Here is a 25,700-nt window from a genome sequence, read left to right on the forward strand (position 1 = left end):
GCCCACCCTCATGCCCCGAGGAGAAACGATGACCCGGGCCCTGCTCGCGCACGGCGACGTGGTGCTCGTGCGTCCGTTGCACCCCGCCGACACGGCCGACGTGCTCGCCCTGCACACCCGGCTCACCCAGCGGGACACCTACTTCCGGTTCTTCGGCCCCCGCCCGAACACCCTGGACAAGCTGGCGGCGGAGATCGCCGCCGAGGCCGGCCCCGGCCACTACGCCGTGGGCTGCTACCGGCGTGGCGCGCTGGTCGGCGTGGCGAACTACGAGGTGCTGAACGACTCTAGCGACGCCGAAGTCGCCCTGGTGGTCGACGGGGCCGTGCGCACCCAGGGCGTGGCGACGCTGCTGATGGAACACCTCGTCTCCCACGCCCGCAAGACCGGCCTGAAGCGGTTCCTCGCCGAGGTGCTGGCCGAGAACGCCAACGTCATCCACGTCTTCAAGGACCTCGGCCTGAGCTTCGAGGCCAGCGTCGGCGGTCCCGAGCGCGACGTGGTGATGGTCCTCGAAGAGGATTCCGCCTACCTCGATGCGGTCCTCGAACGCGACTCGGTCGCCGACGCCGCCAGCCTGGCGCACCTGTTCAAGCCGGCCTCGATCGCCGTGATCGGTGCCGGACGGCGGCCGGGATCGGTGGGCCACGCGGTCCTGACCAACCTGGTCACCTCCGGCTACCGGGGCTCGGTCGAGGTGGTGAACCCGCACGCCGACGCGATCCTCGGAGTGCGGTGCGTCCCGTCCGTCGCGGCGCTGAACCGCACTCCGGAACTCGCGGTGGTCTGCCTGCCCGCGCCGGCCGCCGCGCAGGCGGTCGAGGAGTGCGGGAAACGCGGGGTCCGGGCCGTCGTCGTCCTCTCCTCCGGGCTCACCGGCACCGGCGCGGGCGAGCGCGTCCGCGCGGCCGTCCGCGAACACGGCCTGCGGCTGGTCGGGCCGAACTGCCTCGGCGTCGTCTCCACCGACCCCGCGTGCCCCTACGACCTCACCTTCCTCGGCACCCCGGTCCGGCCGGGCAACATCGGGGTGGTCACCCAGTCCGGCGGCGTCGGCATCGCGCTCGCCGAGTCCCTCGGCGACCTCGGCCTCGGGATGTCCACCCTGGTCTCCACCGGGGACAAGTACGACGTCAGCGGCAACGACCTGCTGATGTGGTGGGCCACCGACCTGCGCACCGAACTGGCCGTGCTCTACCTCGAGTCGTTCGGCAACCCCCGCAAGTTCAGCCGGCTGGCCCGCCGCCTCGCCCGCACCCGCCCGGTGCTCGCCGTCCGCTCCGGCAGCGGCGACACCGCGCAGCGCGCGGCCGCCTCGCACACCGCCGCGGCCGCCACCCCGGCCGTCACCCGGGACGCGCTGTTCGAACAGGCCGGCGTCATCGCCGTCGACACCGTCGCCGAGCTGGTGGACGTCATCGCCGGGCTGTCCTGGCAGCTCCTGCCCGGCGGCCCGCGGGTGGCCGTGGTCAGCAACGCCGGGGGCGCCGGGGTCCTCGCTGCCGACGCCTGCGAGCGCGAAGGCCTGGTCATGGCCAAATTGTCCCAGGACACCCGGGACCGCCTCGCGAAGTTGCTGCCCGCCGAGGCGGCGGTGCGCAACCCCGTCGACACGACCGCGGCCGTCCCACCCGAGGCCTTCGCCGACGCCCTGCGCGCGGTCCTCGACGACGACGGCGTGGACGCGGTCATCGCCGCGACCGTGCCCACCGCGGTCGGCGATCCCGGCACGTCGCTCGCCGCGGTGCTCCCGCCCGAGTACAAGACCGTCTTCGCGGTCCGGCCCGGCCAGCGCGCCCGGGTGGCGCCGCTGGTGCCCGGCCGCGGCGTCACGGCCTGCTACGACGACCCCGCCGCGGCCGCCGCGGTCCTGGCCCGGCTCGTCCGCTACGAGCGGTGGCTGAACCGGCCCGAGGCCGAAGAACACCTCGAGCCGCTCGAAGACCCGGACGCGTTGCGGGCGTTCGCCCGCGACCGTGAAGGCTGGCTCTCGCCGTCGGACGCCGTCGAACTGCTGCGCCTCGCCGGCATCCCCATGGTGGAGACCCGCTACGTCGAAGCCGGTGACTCGATGGACGCCGCGGCCGCCGACCTCGGCTCGCCGGTCGTGCTGAAAGCCGACGCCGACGGCCTGCTGCACAAGACCGCCGGCGGCGGTGTCCTGCTGAACGTCCACGGGGCCGACCGGATCGTGGAGGCGTTCCGGCTCCTGCGGGCCCGGTTCGGCTCCGCCTTGCGTGGCGTGACGGTCCAGCCGATGGCCGAACCCGGCCGCGAGCTGCTGGTCGGCGTGCGCTCGGACCCGGTGTTCGGCCCGCTGGTCGTGTTCGGCCTCGGCGGCGTCGACACCGACCTGATCGCCGACCACGCCGCCCGGCTCGCGCCGCTCACCGGCGCCGACGCGGACCTGCTGCTCGACGGCCTGCGCGCGTCGAAGCCGCTCTGGGCGTCCGGGCTGGACCGGGCGGCGGTGCGCGAGCTGCTGCTGAAGGTCAACCGGCTGGCCGAGCTGGTGCCGGAGCTGGCCGAACTGGACCTCAACCCCGTCCGCGTCCGCCCGGACGGCTGCGTGGCCCTCGACGTCCGCGCCCGCCTGCAACCCGTTGCGGCCGAAGACCCGTTCCTGCGCCGGCTGCGAGACTGAAGGAGCGACTCGTGCGTGTGCTGACCCTCAACCCGGGCTCGTCGAGCGTGAAGGTGTCGCTGGTCGCCGACGGCACCGCCGTCGGCTGGGCCGCCTGGGACCTGACCGATCCGGACTCCGCCGTGGGCCGGGCGATCCGCCGCTGGTCCGAAGTGGACGCCGTCGCCGTCCGGTTCGTCCACGGCGGCTCGCAGAAAGCCCCCGCCCGCGTCGACGACGCCCTGCTCGCCAACCTCGGACGGCTCACCTCCCTGGCCCCCAACCACCAGCCGCTGTCCCTGGAGGTCACGCGCGAAGTCCGCCGCCTGCTGCCCGGCGTCCCGGTGGTCGCCTGCTTCGACACGGCGTTCCACGCCCGGATGCCGGAAGCGGCGGCGCGGTACCCGCTGCCCCGGGCGTGGACCGTGCAGAACCGGTTGCGCCGCTACGGTTTCCACGGCCTGTCCTGCCAGTACTCACTGCACCGCACCGGCGAGCTGCTGGGCCGCGCGCCGGAGGACCTGCAGCTCGTGTGCGCCCACGTCGGCGCCGGCGTGTCGGTGACCGCGATCCGCGACGGCCACGGCGTCGACACCAGCATGGGCTTCACCCCGCTCGAAGGCGCCATGATGGCCACCCGGTCCGGCTCGGTCGACCCCGGCCTGCTGCTGCACGTGATGCAGACGGCGCCGATGAGCCCGGCCGAGATGGCCGACGCGCTGTTCCACCGCTCCGGGCTCGCCGGGATGACCGGCACCAACGGTGATCTGCGGCGCGTGCTCGCCGCGGCCTCCCGCGGCGACCGCGACGCCTCGGTGGCGCTCGACGTCTACCGGCACCGGCTGTGCCGGGAGATCGGCGCGGCCGCGACGAGCCTGGCGAAACTGGACGCGGTCGTCTTCACCGGTGGCGTCGCCGAGCACCAGCCCGAGCTGATCACGTCGGTCATCGACGGCCTGGGGGTGCTCGGCCTGCGCGCCGGCGCCGCCCCGCACACCGACGTCGACCGGATCGTCACCCGGCCCGGTTCCCCGGTGCCCGCCTTGATCGTCCTGCCCCGGGAAGACCTGGAGCTGGCCCGCGGCGCTGAAGAGGCGCTCGCCCGAGTGTCCGTGAGGTGACCCCGTGCACGTCCTGCTGACCGAAGCGTCCTTCGGCGACGCCGACTTCCTCGTCCAGCCCCTGCGTGACGCCGGCTGCCTGGTCAGCCGCTGCCACGACCGCACCGGGCTCTGCCGCGCCCTCGCCCCGGGCGGCCGCTGCCCGCTCGACGAGCCGTTCGCCCAGCCCGACCTCGTCGTCGACGTCCGCGGCCAGGAACCCGGGCTGACCGCGCGCGAGTTCGGCGTCGTCTGCGCCGTCCGCGACCACGTGCCGGTCGCGCTGGTCTCCCCGGACCCGGACGTCCGGGCGGCGACCCCACCGGGTCTCGACCACCGCGTCACCGTGATCGACGTCGACGGCCTGCTGGCCACCTGCCGGGCCGCCACCAGGCATCTCCCCGTGCGCCCGGGCGGATGACCGGGTTCCGCTGGGACACCTCGTCCCGCGCCGTGCTCGGCGACGCGCTGGTGCGGCTGGGCCCGAACCGGTGCGTCGCCGAGGTGCGGCCGGACGAGGTCGTCCTGACCGAGCCGCCCGCCCGGCGCGACCGGGCGGGCACCGCCGCCCTGCTCGAATGCGGCGCCGCGCTCTCGACCATCTGGACCGTCGTGCGGGTGCTCGGCCGTGATCCGGTCGTCGTGTTCCCGTACGACGCCGACCGGCCCGGGGTCGCGGTCGTTGTCCGGGTCGGCGAGCCGCGGGCGCCCTCCAGCAGCGAGTGGGCGCGGTACGTCGCGCTGCGCAAGCTGGCGGAACCGGAGCTGCGGCCCGTCAGCCTCGCGGTCCTGGGCGCGCTGGCGGGCGAGGGCTTCTGGCCGGAGACCGACGTGCGCATCGTGCGCCCGGACTGGGTGCCGGCGCTGGCACAGCTCGGCGCCGACGTCACCGGCCAGTCGGCCCTGCTCGTCACCACCCCCGGCGACAGCCGGCGCCACCACGTCCTCGCCGGCGCCGCCCTGCACGGCACCCGGCTGGCCGCGGTCGTCCGCGGGTTCGCGTCCCGGAGCGTCCCGCTGCCCCGCCTGACCCCCGCCGAGCGAGCTCGGCACTCCGAGATCGTGCCCGGCATCCCGCAGGGGCTGCTGCTGGTCGGCCTCGCCACCCCGAAGCGAAGGAAGGCACGATGACCACGCACCTGAAGAGCAAACCGGCCGAGGTGCCGGCGGTCGACGCACGCGAGCCGGTCGTCCGGCTGCTGCGGGACCTGCGGACCACACCGGCCGGACTGACGGCGCGGGAAGCCGCCCGCCGGCTGCAGGTGAGCGGCCCGAACGCGCTGCCGTCGCACGGTGGCCGGAAGTGGCCCCTCGAACTCGGGCGGCAGCTGGTCCACCCGCTGGCGCTGCTGCTGTGGGTCGCGGGCGGGCTGGCGTGGGTCGCCGGCACGACGAACCTGGCGATCGCGATCGCCGGCGTCATCCTGCTCAACGGCCTGCTGGCGTTCGTCCAGGAACAGCAGGCGGAAAAGGCGGTCGAGGCACTGGGCAAGTACCTGCCCGACCGGGCGCCGGTGCTGCGCGACGGCCGGGTGGGGCACGTCCCGGCGACCGAACTGGTTCCCGGCGACGTCCTCGTCCTCGCCGAAGGCAACCGGATCCCCGCCGACGCCCGGCTGATCGACGGCACGGTGGACGTCGACGCGTCGATGCTGACGGGCGAGTCGGTGCCGGTGACCCGGATGGCCGACGCCCAGGACGACGCTTCCCGCCCGCTCGACTCGCCGGTCCTGGTCTTCAGCGGCACGGTGTGCGTCGCCGGGGCCGCGCACGCCGTCGTCCACGCCACCGGGCGGCACACCGAGATCGGCCGGATCGCGTCGCTCTCCTCACGCGTCGGGCGGGAGGAAAGCCCGCTCGAACGGCAGGTGCGGCGCGTGGCGTGGCTGATCGCGCTGGTCGCGGTGGTCGTCGGGATCGGGTTCCTGCCACTGGGCTGGCTGGCCGGGCTGTCCTGGTCGGCGGCCTTCGTCTTCGCGATCGGCCTGCTGGTGGCGAACGTCCCCGAGGGGCTGCTCCCGACGATCACCCTGGCGCTGGCGGCGGGTGTCCGGTCGATGGCGAAAGCGGGGGCCGTGGTCAAGCGGCTCTCGGCGGTGGAGACGCTGGGGTCGACGACGGTGATCTGCACCGACAAGACCGGGACGCTGACGCGCAACGAGATGAGCGTCGAGGAGGTGCACCCGGTGGGGGAGCCGGAGCCGTTGACGGCGGCGCTGGCGCGGTGCAGCACCGCCGACGTCAGTGCGTCGAGCGGGGACCCCACGGAACTCGCCCTGCTGCGGTACGCCGGCGCCGACGCGGCCGATCTGTCCGCCCGGAAGGCGTTGTACCCGTTCGACCCGCGCCTCAAGCGGATGTCCACTGTGGACTTCGTGGACGGTGACCTGCTGGTCTCCACCAAGGGCGCGCCGGAGCAGGTCCTGCCCCGCTGCGCGATGCCGGCCGCGGAACGGGCCCGGCTCCTGGCGCTCGTCGACGAGATGGCGGGCCGGGCCCTGCGGGTGCTCGCGGTCGCCGGCCGCCGGGTGGCCACCCTGCCGGGCAGCCGCGACGAAGCCGAGACGGACCTGACCCTGCTCGGCCTGGTGGGTTTGGTGGATCCGCCCCGGCCGGAGGTCGCCGCGGCGGTCGCGGACTGCCATTCGGCGGGCATCCGGGTGCACGTGGTGACCGGCGACAACGGCCGCACGGCGGCGGAGATCGCCCGCCGGGTCGGGATCGGCGCGGACCGGGTGATCAGCGGCGAGGAGCTGGCCGAGCTGCCGGAGCCGGCCCTCGACGAAGCTTTGACGGCCAACGGCGAGATCGTGTTCTCCCGCGCGGCCCCGGAGGACAAGCTGCGTATCGCGGACGCGTTGCGCGACTGCGGCGAAGTGGTGGCGATGACCGGCGACGGCGTCAACGACGCCCCGGCGCTGCGCCGCGCGGACATCGGCGTGGCGATGGGCGTCGGCGGCACGGACGTGGCCAAGGAAGCGGCGACGGTGGTGCTGACGGACGACAACTTCGCCACGATCGTCGCCGGCGTCCGGGAAGGGCGCCGGGTGTTCGACAACGTCCGGAAGTTCGTGCTCTACATCTTCGCGCACGCGGTGCCGGAGGTGCTGCCGTTCCTGCTGTTCGCGGTCTCGGGCGGGATGATCCCGTTGCCGTTGACGGTGTTGCAGATCCTGGCCATCGACCTGGGCACGGAGACCTTGCCGGCGTTGGCTTTGGGCCGCGAGCCGGCCGAGCCGGGGTTGATGGGCCGCCGTCCGCGGCGCCGTTCCGAAGGCGTGGTCACGGGCCGGATGCTGCTGCGGGCGTGGGGGATCATGGGCCTGCTGTCGGGGGCATTGGTGCTGGGAGCGTTCCTCGCGGTGCTGTACGCGGCCGGCTGGCACCCGGGCGCGGACGTCACCTCGGGAGCATTGCACGCGGCTTATCTGCAGGCGACGACGGCGAGCTTCGCGGCGATCGTGGCCTGCCAGGTGGGCACGGCGTTCGCGGCCCGGACGGAACGGGTGTCGCTGCGCTCGGTGGGCCTGGCGACGAACCGGTTGCTACTGGGCGGGATCGTGTTCGAGCTGGTGTTCGCGGCGGCGTTGATCTACCTCCCGCCGCTGCAGGCGTTGTTCGGGACGGCGGCGCTGCCGGCCTGGGTGGTGGCGATGCTGCTCCCGATGCCGGTCCTGGTCTGGGGAGCGGATGAGCTGTTCCGCTGGGCCACCCGCCGCCCCTGACCCGGGCCGCTCCGGCGAATCAAGCCGGAGCGAGGCGGTGTGCCGCCTCCGGGGTGATGACCACGACCGGGCACCGCGAGTACCGCACGCACTCCCGCCCCACGCTGCCCAGCACCAGGTCCGCCATCGCTCCGCCGCGGTGGGCGCCCAGCACCAGCAGGTCCGCGTCCGCCGACGCCGTCACCAGCTCCGTGGCCGGGTCGCCGTGGACCGTCCGGGTCTCCACCGAGGCCGGCGTCTCGGTCGCCAGCTCGCGCACGCGCGCGTCGAGCGAGTAATCCGCCTCGGGGACCCGGCCGTGCGGCTGGATGGCGAACGACGTGCCGGGCAGCAGCGTGTCCCGCGGCCGGACGAGGATCGCCCGGACCGTGTCGCCCGCGTGGGCGCCGATTTCGAGGGTCCACCGCAGTGCCGCGTCGCCGCGGGGTGAACCGTCCGTTCCGACGATGATGACGCGACCAGTACTCATGACTTCCTTCTTTCCTCCGGTGTCGCCCCGATCGTGCGGCCGGCCGGCTGCGGCCGGGTAGGGGACGAATTCCGCCGGACCGGAGGACTTTGTGCTCCGGTGCCGTCCCGCGGCCACCGCGACCATGGGCGGAGCACCCGGCTCCGCCACGAGGAGTGACGCGAAATGACCGCCGCCGCGCCCGCCGCCCTGACCACCGAACAGCTCGGCGTCCTCGCGCGCGCCGTGAGCCGCGCCCCTTCGGTGCACAACAGCCAGCCGTGGCAGCTGCTCGTCCGCGGCACCGAGGTGGACCTGCTGGAGCGCCGGGAGGTCCGGCTGCGCCGGCACGACCCGGCCGGCCGGGACCGGACGCTCTCCTGCGGGGCCGCGCTGACCAACCTCGAGCTCGCGGTCCGCGCGCTCGGCCGGGACTGCCACACCGGCCTGCGCAGCGGCGGTGACGTCGTGGCCACCGTGACGATCGGCCGCCCGCGCGCCACCTCCACCCGCGACTACCTGCTTTACCAGGCGATCGGCCGCCGCCGCAGCCACCGGCACCGGTTCATCCACAACCGGGTGCCCACCGCCGCGCACCGCGCACTGGTCGCCGCCGGGGAGACGACCGGCGTGCACGTCGTGGTGCCCGGCCGGCTGGACAAGCTGGCCGAGCTGCTCGGCTTCGCCGCGCGAGTCCTCCGCGACGACCGCGCCTACCAGCGCGAGCTCGCGGTGTGGACCGCCCACACCCACGGCTGGGCCGCGGCCGGCGACGGCATCGCCGGCGACGCGCTCGGCCCCGAGCCGGTGCCGTTCGCGGGGATCGTCCGGCCGGGCACGCCGATCCCGGACGACGCCGTGCTCGCCGACCGGCTCGCCGCCGAGAACCTGCTCATCTTCTGCACCGGCACCGACACCCGGCTCGACCACCTCGCCGCCGGGGCCGCGCTGCAGCGCGTCTGGCTCACCGCGGCGTCGAAGGAGCTGGCCGGCTCGGTCATCACGCAACCCCTGCACCTGACCGGCCTCCGGGCGCGGCTGGTCTCCGAGCTGGCCCTGCCCGGTGCCCCGCAGGCGATCTTCCGCTTCGGCTACGCGGCCGTCCCCGCCGCCCCCTCGCCACGGCTCCCGCTCGGCGAACTGTTTCCACCCCGATGACCTCCGGGCGCGACCCGGCTCACCGACGCCAGGACCGGCGGCCGCGGACTCACGCAGCCGTCCGGCCGGATTTCCGCATCCGGCAGCGTGCGGAAGGTCTTTGGTCCTCACCGGTCGTGACGCGCGGCCGTCGCGGCACCCGCAGCCCGCCGGTGATGCTGGACGTGTTCATCCCCCAGACACCGGAGCCCGACGATGAACCGACCACTGCCCACCGTGTTCGACCAGGCCCTTGCCTCGGCCGTGCGCGCGCCCTCGCCGCACAACACCCAGCCCTGGCGGTTCGTCGTCGAGCACGACGTGGTCGAGGTGTGGCTGGACCGGGAGCGCGTGCTCGCCGTCGCCGACCCGCACGGGCGGGAGGCGCGGCTCGCCTGCGGGGCCGCCGCCTTCAACCTGCAGATCAGCCTGCGGGCCAACGGGCTCGCCGCGGTCGTCCGGCTGCTGCCCGATCCGGCCGAACCCGACCTCGTCGCGGTGATCCGGCTCGACGGCAACGAAAAGGCCACCGCGGCCGAACGCAGGCTCGCCGAGGCCGTCTTCCGGCGGCACACGAACCGGCGGCCGCTGCTGGACAAGGCGGTGCCGCCGGCCGTGCGGGCCGCGCTCAAGTCGGCGGCCATGCACGAAGGCGGGCAGATCGACTACCTCGACGCGTCCGGCCGGTACACCCCGGTCGCCTCGCTGATCAGGCGGGCCGAAGCCCTGCAGGCGGACGACGACGGGTTCCGCGCCGAAGCCGCGTTCTGGACCCACCGCGAGGCCGACAGCCCCGACGGCGTCCCGAAGATCTCCGCCGGCCCGCCACCGCACGGCCACGGTGTCGTGTCGCTGCGCGCGTCGCACGAGAACCCGGATCTCCCGGCCCGCGAGTACGAGCAGGAACCGCTGCTCGGCGCCGTGCTGACCCGCGACCGCGGCCCGCACGCGGAGGTGCGGGCCGGGATGGCCATGCAGCGGGTCCTGCTCACCGCGACCGCCGAAGGCCTGGCGACGTCCTTCCTGTCGCAGCCCTTCGAGACGGCTCACACGCGGGAGCAGCTCGACCGCCTCTTCGCCGGCCTCGGGCAGCCGCACACCCTGCTGCGCATCGGCTACGGCTACCCGACTCGCCTGACCGGCCGCCGTCCGGTGGACGACGTGCTGACCCACCGGACCCCGGCCGGGTGACGCTCAGGGCCGCCCGGCCACGGCCCGCAGCACGTCGTGGAAGGTGATCATCCCGACGACGTGCCCGCCTTCGACGACCGGCGCCGAGCGCACCCCGGCGTCGGTCATCCGCCGCGCCAGCTCCGCCACCTCGGTGCCGGCCGGTACGGCCAGGCCGGTCGTGCGCATGGCCGAGCCCGCCGTGCGCGGCGCGCCGTCGAGCATCACGCCGGTGTCCGGGTCGCCGGGCGGGGCCGGCGTGCGCAGGATGTCCTCTTCGGACAGCAGGCCGAGCAGCCGCCCGTCCGCGTCGACCACCGGCATCGTCGTGAACCCGTGCGCGGTCATCGTCCGCGCGGCTTCTTCGAGCGTCGCCGACGGGGTCAGGGCGAACGTCGGGGTGGTCATGATCTCGCGTGCGCGCATGGTCGGTGCTCCGTTTCGTCGGGTGTCCCGACGATCCCGCCCGGTTCCGCGGGCGGCACAGGGTCCTAAGTCCCCGGCCGGTCCGCCGACGGACTCCGGTCCGGGGTCCAACGCCTCTTCGGCGAACCCGCGGCCGGCGGTGATCCTGGGAGGACGACGGACGAAAGGACGCCACCATGAACCGGATCGCGCGGCAGTGGCGCACGCTCTTCCCGCGTCACGGTTCGGTGGCGCGCCCTTCGGATCGCCTCCAGGGCGGTCTGCTGGCCGTCGTGCTGCTGCTCGCGCTCGCCGCGCTCCCGGTGGCCGCCGCCTTCGGCTCGGAAACCTTCGCGCGGCAGCAGGGCCAGTCGGCCCGGCAGCTGGGCGAACGCACGCTGGTGACCGCCACCCTGCTCGCCGACGGCCCCGAGATCACGGTCAACGGCCGCAGCGGTGTCGTCGGCACCGGCGAACCCACCGAGGCGGCCTGGGTGCTGCCGGACGGGACGCGCCGCGTCGGCCAGGTCGTCGCCGACGAAGGCACCCTCAAGGGGCACGTCCTGCCGATCTGGGTGGACGCCGCCGGCCACCCGGTGGACCCGCCGCTCAGCGCCGCGGCCGTGGTGATCGACGCCGCCGGCGTCGGCCTCGGCCTGTGGCTCGCGGCGCTGATCCTGCTGGCCGTCGGCTACCGGCTTTCGGTGTTCTTCCTCGACCGGCTGCGCTACGCCCGCTGGCAGCAGGAGTGGTTCGCCGGCCAGGACCGCAAAACCCGTTCTTGAGACTGAGACGAAGAGAAGGTGAAACTGACATGACCACGGCAAACCAGGGCGACATCGTCGTCGGCGTGGACCATTCGGCGATCAGCGCGGCCGCGCTGGGCTGGGCGATGGCCGAGGCGGCGGTCAGCGGCCGCCAGGTCGTGGCGCTGCGCGCGTGGACGTTCGAGCCGGTCTACGACCTCGGCGCGGCGGTCGCCGGCACCCCGCAGACGGTCGCCGACCGCGAACGGAAGCAGCTCGACGAGGCCGTCGGCGAGGCACGGGCCGAACACCCGGGTGTCGCCGTCCGGGCCGAGCTGGTCGAGCACTCGGCGGCGGTGGCGCTGGAAGAGGCGTCGAAGACCGCGTCGATGCTGGTGCTCGGCAGCCACGGCCACGGCCGGTTGCTGAAGCTGCTGGTCGGCTCGGTCGCCGAGCACTGCCTGCGCGAGGCGAGCTGCCCCGTCGTGGTGATCCCGGCGCGGACGGTCCCGGAGCCGGAGAAGGACGCGATCCCGGAACCGGAACCCGCGGCCACGTACTACCCCGGGCCGCTGCTGTGAAGGAGGTCGAAATGCCCAGTCGTCGCAAGGTGGGCTCGGTCATGACGGCCGAAGTCACCACCGTGGGACCGGACACGCCGTTCAAGGCGGTCGCCGTGCTGCTGGCGTCCTGGAACATCAGCGGGGCACCCGTGGTCGACGAGGACGGGCTGGTCCTCGGGGTCGTCTCGCAGGGCGACCTGCTCGAACGCGAAGCCCCGCACGGTTTGCTGAAGCCCGGTTCGCGGCAGGCGAAGCGGAAGGCCGGCGCGGCCTTCGTCGCCGACCTGATGACGAGCCCGGCGGTGACCGTCCGGGCGGACGACGACGTGGCGGTGGCCGCGAAGCTCCTCGAGGAGCACCACTTCCACCGCCTGCCGGTGGTCGACGACGAGGGCAAGCTCGTCGGGGTGGTGTCGCGGTCGGACCTGCTGCGGGTGTTCCTGCGCACGGACCGGGAGATCCGGGACGAGGTCCGGGAAGAGGTGCTGCGGCGGGAGATGGCCATGGACCCGGCCGCGCTGTACGTCTCGGTGCACAACGGCATCGTGACCCTCAACGGCACGGTCGAGCGGCAGAGCATGATCCCGGTCATCGTGGCGCTGATCCGCAGGGTCGACGGGGTCGTGGAAGTGCGCCAGACCCTCAAGGCCCGTTTCGACGACCGGGATGTGTCCCCGGCACCGCCGGGGCCGGCCGGGATGCTGAGCGGTAAACGCCCGGTCTTCTGATCCGTGCGGAAGGGGCCGTCGTCCATTGTGGACGACGGCCCCTTCGCTGTCGGTCACCGCGCGGGTGACGACCCGGCCGGTGACCTGGTCCCGCAGGTAGACCTTCACCCCGGGCAGCGGGGTGCTCTCCGGCAGCCCGAGCTGGGGCTTGCGGAGGAAACGCCCGACGTAGCCGACGACCTTCGGCGCGATGCCGCCGGGCACCCTGGCGGTCGCCTCGACCGCGGCCGGGAAGTTGAGGTGCGGCGGCGCGCCGACCGAACACCGGACGCGCAGGTTCCCTTCGGTGGCCGCCTCCCGGGTGATCCGCACGGTCAGGTCGAAGGTGCGCCTCGAGCCGGCGGGCAAGGTCACGCCCGGTCCGGCCAGGTCCCCGGCGTCCACACCTCGGGATCGTTCTCCCCGGTCACCTCGGCACCGGACGCCGGCACGTACCACTCCGTGGTGTCGGCCCAGGTCGTGTAGTTGCCGGCAGGCAGGTCGAGGAAGGCGAAGTGGCCGGCGGCGTCGGTGCGGGTGGTGCGGCCGGCTTCCGGGCGCCCGCCCGAGATCCCGATCCGGATCCCGGCCAGGGCTTCGCTCTTCGGCCCTCCTTGCCGGGGCACGCGCCTCGAGGCGGCCCTCGGGGTGCGGGGCACCTCGAGAACCGCCTGCCGGCGCTTCGGTTCAGCTGCGGAACAGCGCGACCTTCAGCGCGTTGCTGTCCTGCGGGTGGGCGAAGACGTCGTACGCCTCGTCCATCTCGTCGAGCCCGAACCGGTGCGTGACGAACCGGCTCGTTTCCAGCCGCCCGGCCGCCAGCATCCGCAGCAGCATCGGCGTGCTGGCCGTGTCGACCAGGCCGGTCGTGATCGTCACGTTCTTGATCCAGAGCTCCTCGAGGTGCAACGTCGCCGGTGCGCCGTGGACGCCGACGTTCGCCACGTGGCCACCCGGCCGGACCAGCCGGGTGCACAGCTCGAACGTCTCCGGGATGCCCACCGCCTCGATCGCGACGTCCGCACCGAGCCCGCCGCTCGCCTCGGCCACCGCGGCCGCCGCGTCACCGGGCTGCACCAGCACGTCCGCGCCGAAGGACTTGGCCGCGTCGAGGCGGGCCGGTTCCTTGTCCACCACGATGATCGTGCTCGGGGCGAACAGCTGAGCGTTGGTGATCGCGGCCAGCCCGATCGGCCCGGCCCCGACGATCACCACCGTGTCACCCGGTTTCACCCCGCCGTTGCGGACGCCGACCTCGTACGACGTCGGGACGATGTCGGCGAGCATCAGCGCCGACTCGTCGCTCACCCCGGACGGCAGGACGTACGTCGAGGTGTCGGCGAACGGGACGCGCGCGTATTCCGCCTGGACGCCGTCGGTCGTGTGCCCGAGGATCCAGCCCCCGCCGCCGAGGCACTGGCCGTAGGCGGACTTCCGGCAGTACTCGCACCGGCCGCACGCGGAGATGCAGGAGACCAGGACCTTGTCGCCGGGCTTGACGGAGGTGACGGCGGACCCGGTCTCCGTGATCGTGCCGACGGCTTCGTGGCCCAGGATCCGGCCGCGTTCGACCTCGGGGACGTCACCTTTGAGGATGTGCAGGTCGGTGCCGCAGATGGTGACCGCGTCGACCCGCACGATCGCGTCCGTCGGCGCGGTCAGTTCGGGATCGGCGTGCTCGGTCCAGCTGCGCCGGCCCGGGCCGTCGTACACGAGTGCCTTCATCGCTTTTCCTTTCGGGCAGGGGAAAAGGCGCCCGCCGACCGGCGGGCGCCCTGGGGCGGGGTTGTTCAGCGCAGCCACGTGCGGTCGCCGGTGAGGTGGGCCCAGCGGCGGCCGAGTCCCCACGTGTTCCCGGCCGCGGCGGCGGCGAGGGCGATGAGGACGAGGGCGTAGATGATGTGGTAGTCGACGATCGGGTTGGTGGAGTGGGTGGCTTCGCCGGTGCTGGTGGTGAGGGCGAGGGGCCATTCGGCGGTCCACATCATGAGCATCATGAGTGTGCCTGCGGCGGCGCTGAGGCGCAGTCCGACTCCGGCGATGACGGCGATGCCGACGCCGGCGAGGCCGAGCATGAACAGGGTGTCGGCCCACCAGGTGCCGGCCCAGGTGTGGAACATCGACTGGAACGGTCCGGCGTCGACGCCGCTGAGGAAGCCTTTGGTCGGCGAGCCGCCGTGGATCCAGGCACCCTTGGACGGGGTCGCGTATCCCCAGCCGAACAGTTTGTCGAGGAACGCCCACAGGAAGATGAATCCGGTGGCGACGCGCAGGACGGCCAGGGACTTCCCGGCGACCGCGGGACCGGCGGCGAAATCGGGGATCGGCGCCGGTTCGGTGACCCGCTGGGTGGGAACTGCCTTCTTGGTGTCCGGCTTGATGGACATGGCGAACCTCCGTTCTTTCGGTACTGCGGTCAGTTTCTTCCGGTGCCGCCGCGGTTTCTGGAGCCGAAAGTCCCCGGCCGGGAGGCCTTTGGGGGCCGGTTGACGAGGACCGCGCGGGAAGGACCGAAGTCCTCGCGGAACGGGGCCGAAGCCTCGTGCGGGCGTTGGCCTACGCCGGTTGACTTCCGGGGAACCGAAAGGGGAATCGCATGAGCGGCTCGGAACTGGTGGTCGGTGTCGACGGATCGGCCGGCGCGCTCGCGGCGGTCCGGTGGGCCGCGCGCGTCGCGCGGGAACGGAGGCTCGGCCTGCGCCTGGTCCACGCGCTGCCGGAACTGCCCGCGCCCTACCCGAGGATCGATCCGACGTACGAGGAACTGCTGGAAGCGGCCGGGAAGCAAGGACGAGTCCTGCTGGCGGAGGCTCGAGACGCGGCTTCGGGCATCGACGCGGAAACGGTGTTGCGGCCCGAACGGGCCGTCGACGCCCTGGTCGCCGAATCCGGCGACGCGGCGATGCTCGTGCTCGGCACGCCGGGCCTGCGGCCGGTGGGCCGCATCCTGTTCGGCTCGGTCACGGTTGCGCTCACCGCGCACGCGCACTGCCCGGTCGCGCTGATCCGCCCGCACGCCGGGGAGGACGAACCGCCGGCCGAAGGGCCGGTCGTGGTCGGGGTCGACGGCAGCCCGGCGAGCGAGGAGGCCATCGCGGTCGCGTTCGAGGAGGCGTCATGGCGGGACGTCCCGCTGGTCGCGGTGCATTGCCGTCACCGCGACGGCTGGTGGGACACGGGCAAGGTGGCCGAGGAGTACGCCCACGAACTGCTCGGCCAGCGGCTGGCCGGCTGGGGCGGGAAGTACCCGGACGTGGTGGTGCGACGCGAGGTCATGGCCGGCCGGGCCACCGAGTGCCTGCTGGACTTCGCCGATCACGCGCAGCTGCTGGTCGTGGGCAGCCGGGGCCGCGGCGGGTTCGGCGGGCTGGCTCTCGGGTCGACGAGCCAGTCGCTGATGTCCTACGCGCTCTGCCCGGTGGTGGTGGCGCGGCTGCGCGCGACGTAGAGCAAGGGGCGAAAGACCTCCCGGCCGGGGACCCTCGCCCGCAGCCCGGTCCCGGCGGGGATTTCTAACCTGAAGAGAACTGTCTGACGGAGGTGTGCGATGCGCGGTCCGCAGGTGTCGGATCTGATGACCCGGCCGGTGGTGACCGCCGGTGCCGGGACGACGTTCAAGGAACTCGTCTCGCTGCTGGCGGAGCACGGGATCGCCGCGATCCCGGTGCTCGACGACCACCGGCGCCCGATCGGCGTGGTCGACGAGGCGGACCTGCTGGCCCGCCACCGCAGCGACAGCAGGACCGAGCCGGTCTTCTGGAAGCGCCGGGTGTGGACCAAGGCACAGGGGCTGACCGCGCGCGAGCTGATGACCCGCAGCGTGCCGACGGTCGCCAAGGACGAGCCGGTGGCCGGCGCGGCCCGCCGTCTGGTGGAGGCCAAGCTGCGCCGCCTGTACGTCGTCGACGGCTCCGGCCGGCTGATCGGCGTCCTCGCCCGCCGGGACGTCCTGCGGTCTTTCCTGCGCCCGGACGAGGAGATCAAGGACATCGTCGAGCGCGAGGTGCTGCAGCGGTCGATCCGGGCGGAGCCGTCGACGGCCACGGTCCAGGTCGCCGACGGCGTCGTGACGCTGAGCGGCGTGATCGACCGGCGCAGCGAAGTGGAGCGCGCCGGCTGGCTGACCGAATCGGTGCCGGGCGTGGTCGCGGTCCGCAACCACCTGAAGTACAACCAGGACGACGGCGCGGCCGCCGGACTGCGCTGAAGCTGGACGGCGATGCAACGCATCGTCGTCCCCGGGGCACTGGGGACGGATGCCCGCCGGGTCGTGTCACCGGCGGGCACCCGGGGCACTCAGCGCAGCGAGCGCCCGATGAGCTCCACCAGCTCGACGGTGCGGGTCGCGTAGCCCCATTCGTTGTCGTACCAGCCGAACACCTTCGCCAGGTGGGAGTCGGCTTTGGTGAGCTGGGCGTCGAACACGCAGGAGGCGGGGTCGCCGATGATGTCGCGGGAGACGATGGGGGCTTCGGTGTAGCGGAGGATGCCCTTGAGGTCGCCGTCGGCGGCTTCGGCGAACGCGTGGTTGACCTGCTCGGCCGTCACCGGCTGCTCGAGCTCCACCGTCAGGTCGGTCAGCGAGCCGTCTTCGACCGGGACGCGCACGGCGACGCCGTCGAGCTTGCCGGCCAGCTCCGGCAGGACCAGCCCGATCGCCTTGGCGGCGCCGGTGCTGGTCGGCACCACGTTGACCGCCGCGGACCGGGCGCGCCGCGGGTCCTTGTGCGGGCGGTCCAGCAGGGCTTGGTCGCCGGTGTAGCTGTGGATCGTGGTGAGCAGGCCGCGGCGGATGCCGAACGCCGAGTGCAGCACCTTGACCATCGGCGCGACGCAGTTGGTGGTGCAGGAGGCGTTCGACACGATGTGGTGGTTGGCGGGGTCGTAGTCGTCTTCGTTCACCCCGAGCACGATCGTCGCGTCGACGTCCTTGCCGGGTGCGGAGATCACGACCTTCTTCGCGCCCGCGGTCAGGTGTACGCCGGCGGCTTGGCGGGTGCGGAACTTGCCGGTGGATTCGACGACGACGTCGACGCCGTATTCGCCCCACGGCAGCTGCGCCGGGTCCGCTGTCGAGGTCACCTGGATGAGGTGGTCGCCGACGCGCAGGGCCTCGCCGTCGACGACCTCGACCGGGATGCGCAGCCGCCCGTAGGTGGAGTCGTGCGCGAGCAGGTGTGCCAGCATCTCCGGTGAGGTGATGTCGTTGACCGCGACCACTTCGATCGGGCTGTCCGGGGTTTCCAGCACGCACCGGAGGATGTCGCGGCCGATCCGGCCGAATCCGTTGATGCCGAGCCGTACCGTCATCTGCTTCTCCCTGTCGTAGTCACTTCCCGTCGATGGTTCTCCGGCGGCGCGGAGTCCTCGTAGGGCCCAAGGTCCTCGCGGCTCGGGCAGAACGACTGCTTCGCCCGGCCCGCGCGAAGAACTCGCCGAAGGTGCGGGGTCCTCGGCCGCGCGGGCGGAGGACTTCCGGCCCTTTCCCCGGAGCCGGCGCCGCGGCACGGTGGAACGGTGCCGAACACACGGAAAACCGTCGGACCGCACCGCCGGATGCCGGCGCAGGACAGCCTGTGGCTGCACCTGGACCGGCCCGAGAACCTGATGGTCGTCACCTCGGTGCTCTGGACGCGGACACCGGTGGACCCCGCGCGGCTGCGGTCGCTGGTGTCCGACCGCCTGCTCGCGCGCTACCCGGTGTACTTCCAGCGAGCCGTCCGCCACGGCCGAACCCTTTCCTGGGAAACGGATCCCGGCTTCGACCTCGCCGAGCACCTCTTCGTGCAGGACCTTCCGGCGCCCGCCGACCAGGCGGCCCTGCAGGCGTTCGTCGCGGCGCGGCGCAGCGAGCCCCTCGACCCACGACGTCCACTGTGGACCATCGACCTGCTGCAGGGCTACCGCGGCGGCAGCGCGCTGGTCTGCCGGACGCACCACGCGATGGCCGACGGCATCCGGTTGACGCAGGTCCTGTTCAGCCTCCTGGACCCGGCCGGGAACGAAACGGCTCCGCACGCGAAGGTCGGCGGAGCCGGACCCCACCGCGAACCCGTGGCCCAGCCCGTGGCGCGGCTCGGGGCCACCGCGCTGCGGGTCCTGGGCGACACCGGCGCGAAGCTCCAGCAGCGGGCCGCCCGCGTGCACCCAGTGCTGGAGACCGCGGTCGCCCTGCCGGTGCTCGGCGCGACCGCGGCCGTGGGGACCACGGGCGCGGTCGCCGGCTTCCTGTCCTCGGCCCTCGACGGCGGCCCCCGGCGGGCGGTCGACACGGTCGCGAGCGCGGCGACGACGCTCTGGCACAGCGCGACCGGGACCGGTGACCTGCTCGGCCCGTCCACGGCCACCGGCCTGTGGGACGGCGAACCGGGCGTCGAAAAGACCGCGGCGTGGGGCGACCCGGTCCCGCTGGTCACACTCGGCCGGATCGGCCACGACACCGGGACGACGATCAACGACGTCTGCACCGCGCTCGTCGCGGGCGCCCTCGACCGGTACTTCACCGCGCACGGCACCGCCCGGCCCGGGCCGTCGGACCTGGGCTGGCTGATCCCGGTGAGCCTGTCGTCCTTCGACGAGGACCTCCCGGCCACGCTCGGCAACCACTTCTCCCTGGTGCTGGCCCGGCTGCCGCTCGGCCGCCGGACGTTCGCCGAGCGCCTCGCCGAGGTGCACGCGCGGGTCGCCCGGATCCGCGACTCCTTCGAGCCCGCGCTGACGTTCGGGATGCAGTACGCGATCGCGCAGAGCCCGGCGGTCCTGGGCCGCCCGGTGAGCCGGTTCTTCGCCGGCAAGGCGGTCGGGGTGCTGACGAACGTCCCCGGCCCGCGGACGCGCATGACCTTGGCGGGCGCGGAAGTGGCCGGGATCGTCGGCTGGGCACCCTGCAGCGGCCGCCAGGCGATCACCATCTGCATCTTCAGCTACGCCGGCGAGGTGCGGTTCGGCTTCGGCACCGACCGCGAGCTGATCCCGGACCCGGAGGCCCTGGTCGACGCGCTGGCCGAGGAGTTCGCCGCGGCGGCTCAGCCGGCCTGAGCCGCCGCAGCGGTAGAGCGTCGGGTGGCCCGGGCAAGGTGGCGCACGAGGTGACTGCTGGACTCAGCGGGCCGCGGCCAGCAGCGCCGGGAACTCCCGCTCGATCGCCTTCGCGAGCACGTCCGTGTCCGGAACCGTGTCCGCGTCGGCGGTGATCCCGAACGTCACCTCGCCGGCGTAGCTGAGCATCGCCACGCCGATCCGCACCCGGAGCGCGATGGGCACGTACGGGTGAATCCGCACGATCCGGCGGCCGAGCGCGGACAGCGGTTCGGCGGGGCCGCGCACGTTCGTCGTCACCGTGACGATGTTGCGCTGCGGCAGGTGCGCGGCCGCCCGGATCGCCCAGGCGACCGGGGCGAAGGGCTCGTGCGCCGCGGTCGCGGTGAGCAGGGCGCCGGCGTCGGCTTCCTTGGCGGCTTTCAGCGTGCCCAGCCTCCGGTGCACGCGCACCAGCCGCTGCGCCGGGTCGGCCAGGTCGACCGGCAGCAGCGGCAGCAGGAGCGAGACCTCGTTGTCCAGCGCGGTGCCGGTCCGCACGGACACCGGCACCAGCGACCGCACGCTGTCGGCGGCGGGCGTCTCGCCGCGCTGCAGCAGCAGTTCCCGGAATCCGCCGGTGACGGCGGCGAGCAGGACGTCGTTCACCGTGACGTCGAAGGTCCGCGCGATGGCCCGGACGTCGGCCAGCGGCACCGAGGCGGTCGAGTAGCGCCGGTCGCGCCCGAGTGGTCCGGTGAGCGGAGTCGGGGACACGGGCAGCAGCGCAGACGTCATCGCCGCGAGACCGCGGGCGGCGTCGCTGACGCGGCGGGCCAGCCGGTTCGGGTGCAGCAGCTCGCGGGCGAGCAGCCGCGTCTGGGTCCACGGCGTGCGCAGGAGCGAGCCGGCCGCGTCCAGCAGCAGCTTGGCCGAACCCGGGTCGGCCGCCTCCGCGCCGGGGTGCGGGTCGGCCGGGGCGTCGCCGAAGAGGACGGTTTGCAGCCGGGTCGCCGCCAGCCCGTCGGCCAAAGCGTGGTGCACCTTCGTCAGGATCGCCCAGCGCCCGTCCGGCAGGCCCTCGATCACCCAGAACTCCCACAGCGGCCGGTCGCGTTCGAGCCGTTCGCCCATCAGCAGAGCGACCAGCTCGCAGAGCGCGTTGTCGTCGTGCGGGGCCGGGAGGGCGACCCGCCCGAAGTGCGCGCCCGGATCGAACGCGGGGTCGTCGACCCATGCCGGCGGGCCGAGGTCGAACGGCACCGTGCGCACTTTCTGCCGGTACCGCGGGATCCCGGCGAGCCGCTCGAGCACGGCGGCGGTGAACTCGCCCTGGTCCGGTACCGGCCCTTCGGCGATCGCGATCGACGCGATGGCCAGGGACGAGCCGGGGTCCTCGTCCTCGATCTCGAGGAAGGCCGCGTCGAGCGGGCTGAGCCGGTCCATGACGTCCTCTCAGTGGGCGATGTCCACGACCACCCGCCGGACCCGGTCCTGCGGCCCGAGCTGGGTGAACACGCGGAACGGCAGCTTCGCGCGGACGCCGGCGGCGAACGTGCCGAGCCCCTCGGACGAGCCGGCGAAGCGCACGGCCCGCAGACCACGCGGTCGAAGCAGGCGTGCCGCCCGGCGCGCACGAGGTAGAGCGCTTCGCGGCTCCTCGGGTCCGCATCGCGCGCCTCGGTGCGCCAGCCGGCGCCGTCGTGGCAGGCGGTGCCGTTGGCCCCGAAGCGGAAGGCGGGGTGGTGACCGGCGCGGGGAGCACCGAGGCCGGCCGCGGCGTGCTCACCGGCACGGCGAGCCCTGATCGGTCCCGCACCCGGCGACCGCCAGTCCGCACGCCGCCACGGCGAGCAGCACCCGCCCGCGCGTGGTCATCTCGTTCTCGTCAGGGCGTCACGACGGCGTTCGTACTCCTCCCGGTCGAGCTCGCCGCGGGCGAACCGCTCGTCGAGGATCCGCTGGGCGGTGTCGTCCGGCGACGCCGGCTGCGGTCCCCGCCGGGCGAGGACGACGGCGAGGGCGGCCAGCCCGGCCAGGACCAGTGCCGTCAGCACCAGCATGCCGGCGCCGCCGGCCCAGCCCATGGCCCAGTGGTGGTTCCAGTACGGCATGACCGGCTCCTTCGCTAGCGGGCTTGGAAGTGCTTGGGGGGCGTCCCGAGCGGCTGCAGGACGTCGGCGAGGTCCCGGCGCGGGGTCGCGGGCAGCGGTTCGGCGTTGGCGGGGGCCCAGCCGATCCGCAGCACCATCTGGGGGAACGACCCACCGGTGACCCGCTCGGTGACGGTGTCGCGGACGTCGGGCAGCTCCAGCGGCTCGGTCAGCGGGCACGACGACAGGCCGAAGGCGTTCGCCGTCAGCAGCACGGCGCTCGTGGCTTCGCCCGCCCGCAGCCGCGACATCCGGTCGTCGGACGCGGTGCTCAGCACCAGCAGGACGGTTTCGTCGTCCTCGGCCTTCGTCCCGGGCGGCTGGGCCAGGAGCGGGTCGGCGAAGGGCCGGGTCCGGAGCGCACCCGGGGTGTCGTCCGGGGCCGGGGTGTTGCGGGCCGGGACCCCGTCGGGCGACAGGTGGCGGCCGCTCCACGCCGACAGCTCGGTGCGGTAGGCCGGGTCGGCGGCGTGCCGGTCCGCGGCCTCTTCGATCGCCGTCGCCAGGTAGTAGCGTGCCGAGTTCTCGGCGGCCTGCAGCACGGTGCCTTCCAGCGCGGCCGCCCGGGACATCGCCTCGACGTGCCCGAGCGGGACGGCCCACGAACTGTGGCGGCGCCGGTCGGTCCGGCGACGCGGGATGGCGGCGGCCATCGCGATCTCGTCCTGGGACGGGTCGTGCGGGTGCAGCGTGATCGCGGCGAGGTGGCCGGGTTCGGCGGGATTCGGCAGCCGGTGCACCTCGGCGGCCCAGCCGAGCGCGGCGAAGCCGACCCGGACGTGGTGGAGCGCGGCGCCACAGCTGAGGATCAGGTCGCGGCCGTCCGGGTCGGTCTCGGGCAACCGCCGGTCCGGGTCGGCGTAGAGGTGCAGCGAGCCCTGCCCGAGCCGCCAGAACCACGGCTGGGAGTTGTGCACCGATGGCGCGCGGACCGCCATGGCCACCGCGGTCTTCACGGTGAAGTCGTCCGGGAATGCTCGGTCCATCATCGGCTTTCCTCGTCGTCGGGGGAGGCTTGCGGTCCGACCTTCGCACCGCGGTGGCCGCGGCCGGGAGGGCCGGAGTGCCTTCGGTCGGAGGACTTTCGGTGCTCGGGCAGCAGGCAGGCCACGGCCCGGGCGAGCGATTCGGCCGGCCCGCGCCCGGCCCGCGTGGGGAAGGCGGCCGGCTGCCGGGCCGGCGCCCGGATCGTCGCGGACAGCGGCATGCCTCGGCGGACCAAGGCCGAGAGCCGCCGGTCGCCGGGCATCCGGATGACGAAAGTCCCTGCCGCCGGGGCCGAAGGACGCCATCCGGGGGCGCCGCCGGGAACGTACCGTCGGGTCCCGACGAGAACCCGGTCCGCAGTGGCCGGACCCGTAACGATGGAAGGTGATTCCCCTGCTCACCGGTATCGACCGTGACCACGGCCTGCGCAGCGGCCTGACCGGCTACCTGGCCGCGGTGAGCGCCGCGGTCGGCGTGGGGGAGGAGTCCTGCACCGTGGACCTCGGCGCACCCGCGTCGGGGTACATCGCCCTCGACGTCCGGCTGCGCCGTCACCCCGGCCGGGACATGGCGCTGGTGTGGGACGAGCGCCACGGCTGGGCGTTCGCCATGGAAACGCATTCGGGCGAGGACCTGCTGGTCCTTGCCTACCTCGGCGGCGAGCTCGTGCCCGGGCCCTCGCGCGTGCGCGGGTTCGTGGCGGCGATCCGGTCCGCGGGCGGGGCGGCCGGCGAACCCGTCCCGCCGGACCTGCGCGGCGACCGCGGTGCGCTGCTGGACCGCCTGCGCCACCACCGCCGTCCCCCGTGGGGCCGGTACCTGTCCCGGGCCGGGTGATCCCCGTGTCCACTGTGGATACCTGGACGCCCGCCGAGACCGAAGTCCTGGTCCGGGCGATGATGCGGGCGCCCTCGGTGCACAACACGCAGCCCTGGCTGCTGGAAGCCGCCCCGGGAGAGCTGCTGGTGCGCGAACGCCCGGATCCGGCCCTCCCGCACCACGACCCGCACGGCCGGGACCGCGCCGCCTCCTGCGGCGCGGCGGTGGCGAACCTCGAGCTGGCGGTCCGCACGCTCGGGCGGTCCTGCGTGGTGGCGTTCCTGCCGGAGGACGAGCGGCCGGACGTGGTGGCCCGGGTGGCCGTCGGCGAACCGGCCGCGCCGTCGATCGAGGAACTCCGCTGCTACGGGGCGATCGCCCGCCGTGCCAGCCACCGCGCGCCGTTCGAAGGCGTGGCCGTGCCCGCCGCCGTGGTGCGGCGGATCGTCGCCGCGGGCGGGGCGCCGGGCGTCGAAGCCCGTCCCGTCCCCGAGGTCGCCGTCGTCGCCCGGCTGCTGCACTTCGCCGCGGAGGCCTTCCGGCAGGACGGCGCCTACCAGCGCGAGCTGTCGCTGTGGACGATCCGGGACGAGCAGGCGCACCGGCACGGCGTCGGCCTGCCCGCGAGCCGGATCCCGGCCGGTTCGGTGCCCTGGGCCGGCCTGGTCCGCCGCGCGACCGACATCCCGGAAACCCCCGAACTCGAACGCCGCCTGGCTGGCGAGACGCTCCTGCTCTTCGTGACCGTGGACGATTCGCGCCTCGACCACGTCCGGGCCGGCTACGCGATGGAACGCGCCTGGCTCGCCGCGGTCGACCTCGGCCTGGCGGCCGCGGTCCTGACACAGCCGCTGCACCTGGCGCCGGTGCGCTCGGCGCTGTGCGAAGACCTCGGCCTCACCGGCTTCCCCCAAGCCCTCCTGCGCATCGGCTACGCCGCGGAAGCGGATCCGCCGAGCCCGCGCCGGGCGGTGGACGAGGTGCTGCGCGGCGGACCTTAGGGCCCGCCGCGGTGGACCAAGGACACTGTCCCGGCTTGGCCGGCTCGGTGATCGGCCTGCTGGCCCAGGTGCTCGCCGTCGTTCGGCCCGCGCTGCGGCGACCACGCTGACGGCGTCACACCGCCACGGCGGTGCGCAAGCGGGCGGCAGCGTGCTCCGGCGTCACGGTCGTCACCGGGACACCGGTCGCGAGCTCCAGCCCGGCCGGGGTCTCCAGGCGGGGGATCACCTGCAACGACCAGGCCAGGAAGGGCGCGGTCTCGTAGCCGCTGTCCGCACGACGATGTTGTAGGCGGGATCGCCCAGCTCGGCGCGGAGCGCGGCCAGGACGGCCCGCAGGCAACCGGCCGTCGCGCGGATCTCCTCGGCCGTGGCGGCGGCGAAGTCCGCGTGGGCGCGGTGGGGGACGATCCTGATCTCGTACGCGGCGACCGGTGCGAACGGCGTGCAGGCGACCACGTGGTCGTCGGCGAAGACGATCCGCTTTCCGTCGTTCAGCGCACCTTCGAGCTGTTCGTCGGCGAGCCGCCGTCCGTGGTCGCGGTGGTGCGCCCCGCCGCGAGCCCGTGGTTGCGGAACACGACGACCTGGGCGGCCGACGGCCGGAGCGCGCGGTGGCGGTGCTGCCAGGCGCCGAGGACGTCGGCGACCTCGGGCACGGTGCCGGTCGCCAGGTCCCAGTCGTGGCGGGGCGACTCGATGACGATCTCGTGCTTGTCGGACAGCGCATAGCGGTTGGGGACCGCGCGGACGCGCCAGCCGGCGCCGTCGCCCGGCAGCCGCCACGTCTCCGGCGGGGTGTCCTGGGTGGTGCCCGGGCAGAACGGGCAGCCGGCCCGGCCGACCCGGTGCGGCCGGTTTCCGCGCCCGGGCGCGATGACCGTCCAGTCCTCGGTTTCGGCGTTCCAGCGCAGTTCGCCACCGTGCCACGGCCGGACCGTCACAGCCCTTCTCCTTCCGGGAAAGCGGTGCGGCACCGCTGCGGGCAGACCGGGGCATCAGAGGCTCCTCACCCGACGGCCGGGAGTCCAGCGTCGGGGATCCCGGCCGTCGTGGCCAGGGCCCAAAGTCACCGGAACCCCCGCGCCGGAAACGGCCG

At 74.0% G+C, this 25,700-nt stretch carries 26 protein-coding genes; 15 read left to right on the plus strand and 11 right to left on the minus strand.

The window, feature by feature from the left end; genetic code table 11:
• Positions 1-28 precede the first annotated feature (28 nt).
• From AB0J55_RS02360 to AB0J55_RS02380, 5 genes are read left to right on the plus strand one after another with little or no spacing between them, the layout of a single operon-like run.
• Entirely contained in the window at positions 29-2,644 is a 2,616-nt protein-coding gene (locus AB0J55_RS02360; RefSeq protein WP_364241601.1) for a GNAT family N-acetyltransferase, read from the plus strand.
• 11 nt (positions 2,645-2,655) lie between these two features.
• A complete protein-coding gene (locus AB0J55_RS02365) occupies positions 2,656-3,744 on the plus strand; it encodes an acetate kinase (protein ID WP_364241603.1) in 1,089 nt (362 codons plus the stop codon).
• A gap of 4 nt (positions 3,745-3,748) precedes the next feature.
• A complete protein-coding gene (locus AB0J55_RS02370; RefSeq protein ID WP_364241606.1) occupies positions 3,749-4,144 on the plus strand; it encodes a hypothetical protein in 396 nt (131 codons plus the stop codon).
• Entirely contained in the window at positions 4,141-4,854 is a 714-nt protein-coding gene (locus tag AB0J55_RS02375; protein ID WP_364241609.1) for a hypothetical protein, read from the plus strand. Before AB0J55_RS02370 ends, AB0J55_RS02375 begins: the two co-directional genes overlap by 4 nt.
• Entirely contained in the window at positions 4,851-7,448 is a 2,598-nt protein-coding gene (locus AB0J55_RS02380) for a cation-transporting P-type ATPase (RefSeq protein WP_364241612.1), read from the plus strand. The genes AB0J55_RS02375 and AB0J55_RS02380 overlap by 4 nt, the downstream gene beginning before the upstream one ends.
• Before the next feature lie 19 nt (positions 7,449-7,467).
• Here AB0J55_RS02380 and AB0J55_RS02385 read toward each other — a convergent pair whose 3' ends face one another.
• A complete protein-coding gene (locus AB0J55_RS02385; RefSeq protein WP_364241614.1) occupies positions 7,468-7,917 on the minus strand; it encodes a universal stress protein in 450 nt (149 codons plus the stop codon).
• A gap of 165 nt (positions 7,918-8,082) precedes the next feature.
• Between AB0J55_RS02385 and AB0J55_RS02390 the strand changes: the two genes are divergently transcribed.
• A complete protein-coding gene (locus AB0J55_RS02390) occupies positions 8,083-9,054 on the plus strand; it encodes a nitroreductase family protein (RefSeq protein WP_364241616.1) in 972 nt (323 codons plus the stop codon).
• Positions 9,055-9,249: 195 nt separating this feature from the next.
• The gene (locus AB0J55_RS02395) at positions 9,250-10,224 is read left to right on the plus strand and encodes a hypothetical protein (protein WP_364241619.1); all 975 of its coding nucleotides are present in this window, start codon (positions 9,250-9,252) and stop codon (positions 10,222-10,224) included.
• Between the two features lie 3 nt (positions 10,225-10,227).
• On the opposite strand, the gene AB0J55_RS02400 is transcribed toward AB0J55_RS02395, so the two are convergent.
• The gene (locus AB0J55_RS02400) at positions 10,228-10,629 is read right to left on the minus strand and encodes a CBS domain-containing protein (protein WP_364241622.1); all 402 of its coding nucleotides are present in this window, start codon (positions 10,627-10,629) and stop codon (positions 10,228-10,230) included.
• Between the two features lie 176 nt (positions 10,630-10,805).
• On the opposite strand from AB0J55_RS02400, the gene AB0J55_RS02405 reads away from it, so the two are divergent.
• From AB0J55_RS02405 to AB0J55_RS02415, 3 genes are read left to right on the plus strand one after another with little or no spacing between them, the layout of a single operon-like run.
• The gene (locus AB0J55_RS02405) at positions 10,806-11,393 is read left to right on the plus strand and encodes a hypothetical protein (protein WP_364241625.1); all 588 of its coding nucleotides are present in this window, start codon (positions 10,806-10,808) and stop codon (positions 11,391-11,393) included.
• Between the two features lie 29 nt (positions 11,394-11,422).
• Entirely contained in the window at positions 11,423-11,935 is a 513-nt protein-coding gene (locus AB0J55_RS02410; RefSeq protein WP_364241627.1) for a universal stress protein, read from the plus strand.
• An 11-nt stretch (positions 11,936-11,946) separates the two neighbouring features.
• On the plus strand, positions 11,947-12,645 hold the full coding sequence (locus AB0J55_RS02415; protein WP_364241629.1) for a CBS domain-containing protein: 699 nt from the start codon (positions 11,947-11,949) through the stop codon (positions 12,643-12,645).
• Between the two features lie 350 nt (positions 12,646-12,995).
• Here AB0J55_RS02415 and AB0J55_RS02420 read toward each other — a convergent pair whose 3' ends face one another.
• The 3 genes from AB0J55_RS02420 to AB0J55_RS02430 all read right to left on the minus strand — a co-directional run bounded on the left by AB0J55_RS02420 (position 12,996) and on the right by AB0J55_RS02430 (position 15,011).
• Entirely contained in the window at positions 12,996-13,250 is a 255-nt protein-coding gene (locus tag AB0J55_RS02420; RefSeq protein ID WP_364241632.1) for a carboxypeptidase-like regulatory domain-containing protein, read from the minus strand.
• Between the two features lie 61 nt (positions 13,251-13,311).
• Positions 13,312-14,349 carry a zinc-dependent alcohol dehydrogenase family protein gene (locus tag AB0J55_RS02425; RefSeq protein WP_364241635.1) on the minus strand — a complete coding sequence of 346 codons (1,038 nt, stop codon included), beginning with the start codon at positions 14,347-14,349 and terminating at the stop codon, positions 13,312-13,314.
• Between the two features lie 65 nt (positions 14,350-14,414).
• Complete coding sequence (locus AB0J55_RS02430) at positions 14,415-15,011, minus strand: hypothetical protein (protein ID WP_364241638.1); 597 nt, start codon at positions 15,009-15,011, stop codon at positions 14,415-14,417.
• A 209-nt stretch (positions 15,012-15,220) separates the two neighbouring features.
• Between AB0J55_RS02430 and AB0J55_RS02435 the strand changes: the two genes are divergently transcribed.
• On the plus strand, positions 15,221-16,072 hold the full coding sequence (locus AB0J55_RS02435; protein ID WP_364241640.1) for a universal stress protein: 852 nt from the start codon (positions 15,221-15,223) through the stop codon (positions 16,070-16,072).
• A gap of 99 nt (positions 16,073-16,171) precedes the next feature.
• Positions 16,172-16,831 carry a CBS domain-containing protein gene (locus AB0J55_RS02440; protein ID WP_364241643.1) on the plus strand — a complete coding sequence of 220 codons (660 nt, stop codon included), beginning with the start codon at positions 16,172-16,174 and terminating at the stop codon, positions 16,829-16,831.
• A gap of 89 nt (positions 16,832-16,920) precedes the next feature.
• Here AB0J55_RS02440 and gap read toward each other — a convergent pair whose 3' ends face one another.
• Positions 16,921-17,934, minus strand: a complete 1,014-nt coding sequence (gene gap / locus AB0J55_RS02445) for a type I glyceraldehyde-3-phosphate dehydrogenase (protein ID WP_364241646.1) — start codon at positions 17,932-17,934, stop codon at positions 16,921-16,923.
• Positions 17,935-18,141: 207 nt separating this feature from the next.
• On the opposite strand from gap, the gene AB0J55_RS02450 reads away from it, so the two are divergent.
• On the plus strand, positions 18,142-19,662 hold the full coding sequence (locus tag AB0J55_RS02450; protein WP_364241649.1) for a WS/DGAT domain-containing protein: 1,521 nt from the start codon (positions 18,142-18,144) through the stop codon (positions 19,660-19,662).
• Positions 19,663-19,725: 63 nt separating this feature from the next.
• Here AB0J55_RS02450 and AB0J55_RS02455 read toward each other — a convergent pair whose 3' ends face one another.
• The 4 genes from AB0J55_RS02455 to AB0J55_RS02470 form a co-directional block, all read right to left on the minus strand.
• On the minus strand, positions 19,726-21,087 hold the full coding sequence (locus tag AB0J55_RS02455) for a wax ester/triacylglycerol synthase family O-acyltransferase (protein WP_364241652.1): 1,362 nt from the start codon (positions 21,085-21,087) through the stop codon (positions 19,726-19,728).
• Positions 21,088-21,096: 9 nt separating this feature from the next.
• Complete coding sequence (locus AB0J55_RS02460) at positions 21,097-21,231, minus strand: hypothetical protein (protein WP_364241655.1); 135 nt, start codon at positions 21,229-21,231, stop codon at positions 21,097-21,099.
• Positions 21,232-21,515: 284 nt separating this feature from the next.
• Positions 21,516-21,755, minus strand: coding sequence for an SHOCT domain-containing protein (locus tag AB0J55_RS02465; RefSeq protein WP_364241657.1), 240 nt, complete (start codon positions 21,753-21,755; stop codon positions 21,516-21,518).
• 14 nt (positions 21,756-21,769) lie between these two features.
• Positions 21,770-22,780: an NAD(P)H nitroreductase gene (locus AB0J55_RS02470; RefSeq protein WP_364243382.1), complete on the minus strand. Its 1,011-nt coding sequence runs from the start codon at positions 22,778-22,780 to the stop codon at positions 21,770-21,772.
• A 385-nt stretch (positions 22,781-23,165) separates the two neighbouring features.
• On the opposite strand from AB0J55_RS02470, the gene AB0J55_RS02475 reads away from it, so the two are divergent.
• Both AB0J55_RS02475 and AB0J55_RS02480 read left to right on the plus strand, forming a co-directional pair.
• A complete protein-coding gene (locus AB0J55_RS02475) occupies positions 23,166-23,618 on the plus strand; it encodes a DUF6292 family protein (RefSeq protein WP_364241659.1) in 453 nt (150 codons plus the stop codon).
• Positions 23,619-23,623: 5 nt separating this feature from the next.
• A complete protein-coding gene (locus AB0J55_RS02480; protein ID WP_364241662.1) occupies positions 23,624-24,601 on the plus strand; it encodes a nitroreductase family protein in 978 nt (325 codons plus the stop codon).
• A 494-nt stretch (positions 24,602-25,095) separates the two neighbouring features.
• Here the strand turns inward: AB0J55_RS02480 and AB0J55_RS02485 are convergent, their stop codons facing one another.
• Positions 25,096-25,545: a hypothetical protein gene (locus AB0J55_RS02485; protein ID WP_364241665.1), complete on the minus strand. Its 450-nt coding sequence runs from the start codon at positions 25,543-25,545 to the stop codon at positions 25,096-25,098.
• Positions 25,546-25,700 lie beyond the last annotated feature (155 nt).

The organism is Amycolatopsis sp. NPDC049688, from assembly GCF_040674975.1.
GTDB lineage: Bacteria > Actinomycetota > Actinomycetes > Mycobacteriales > Pseudonocardiaceae > Amycolatopsis.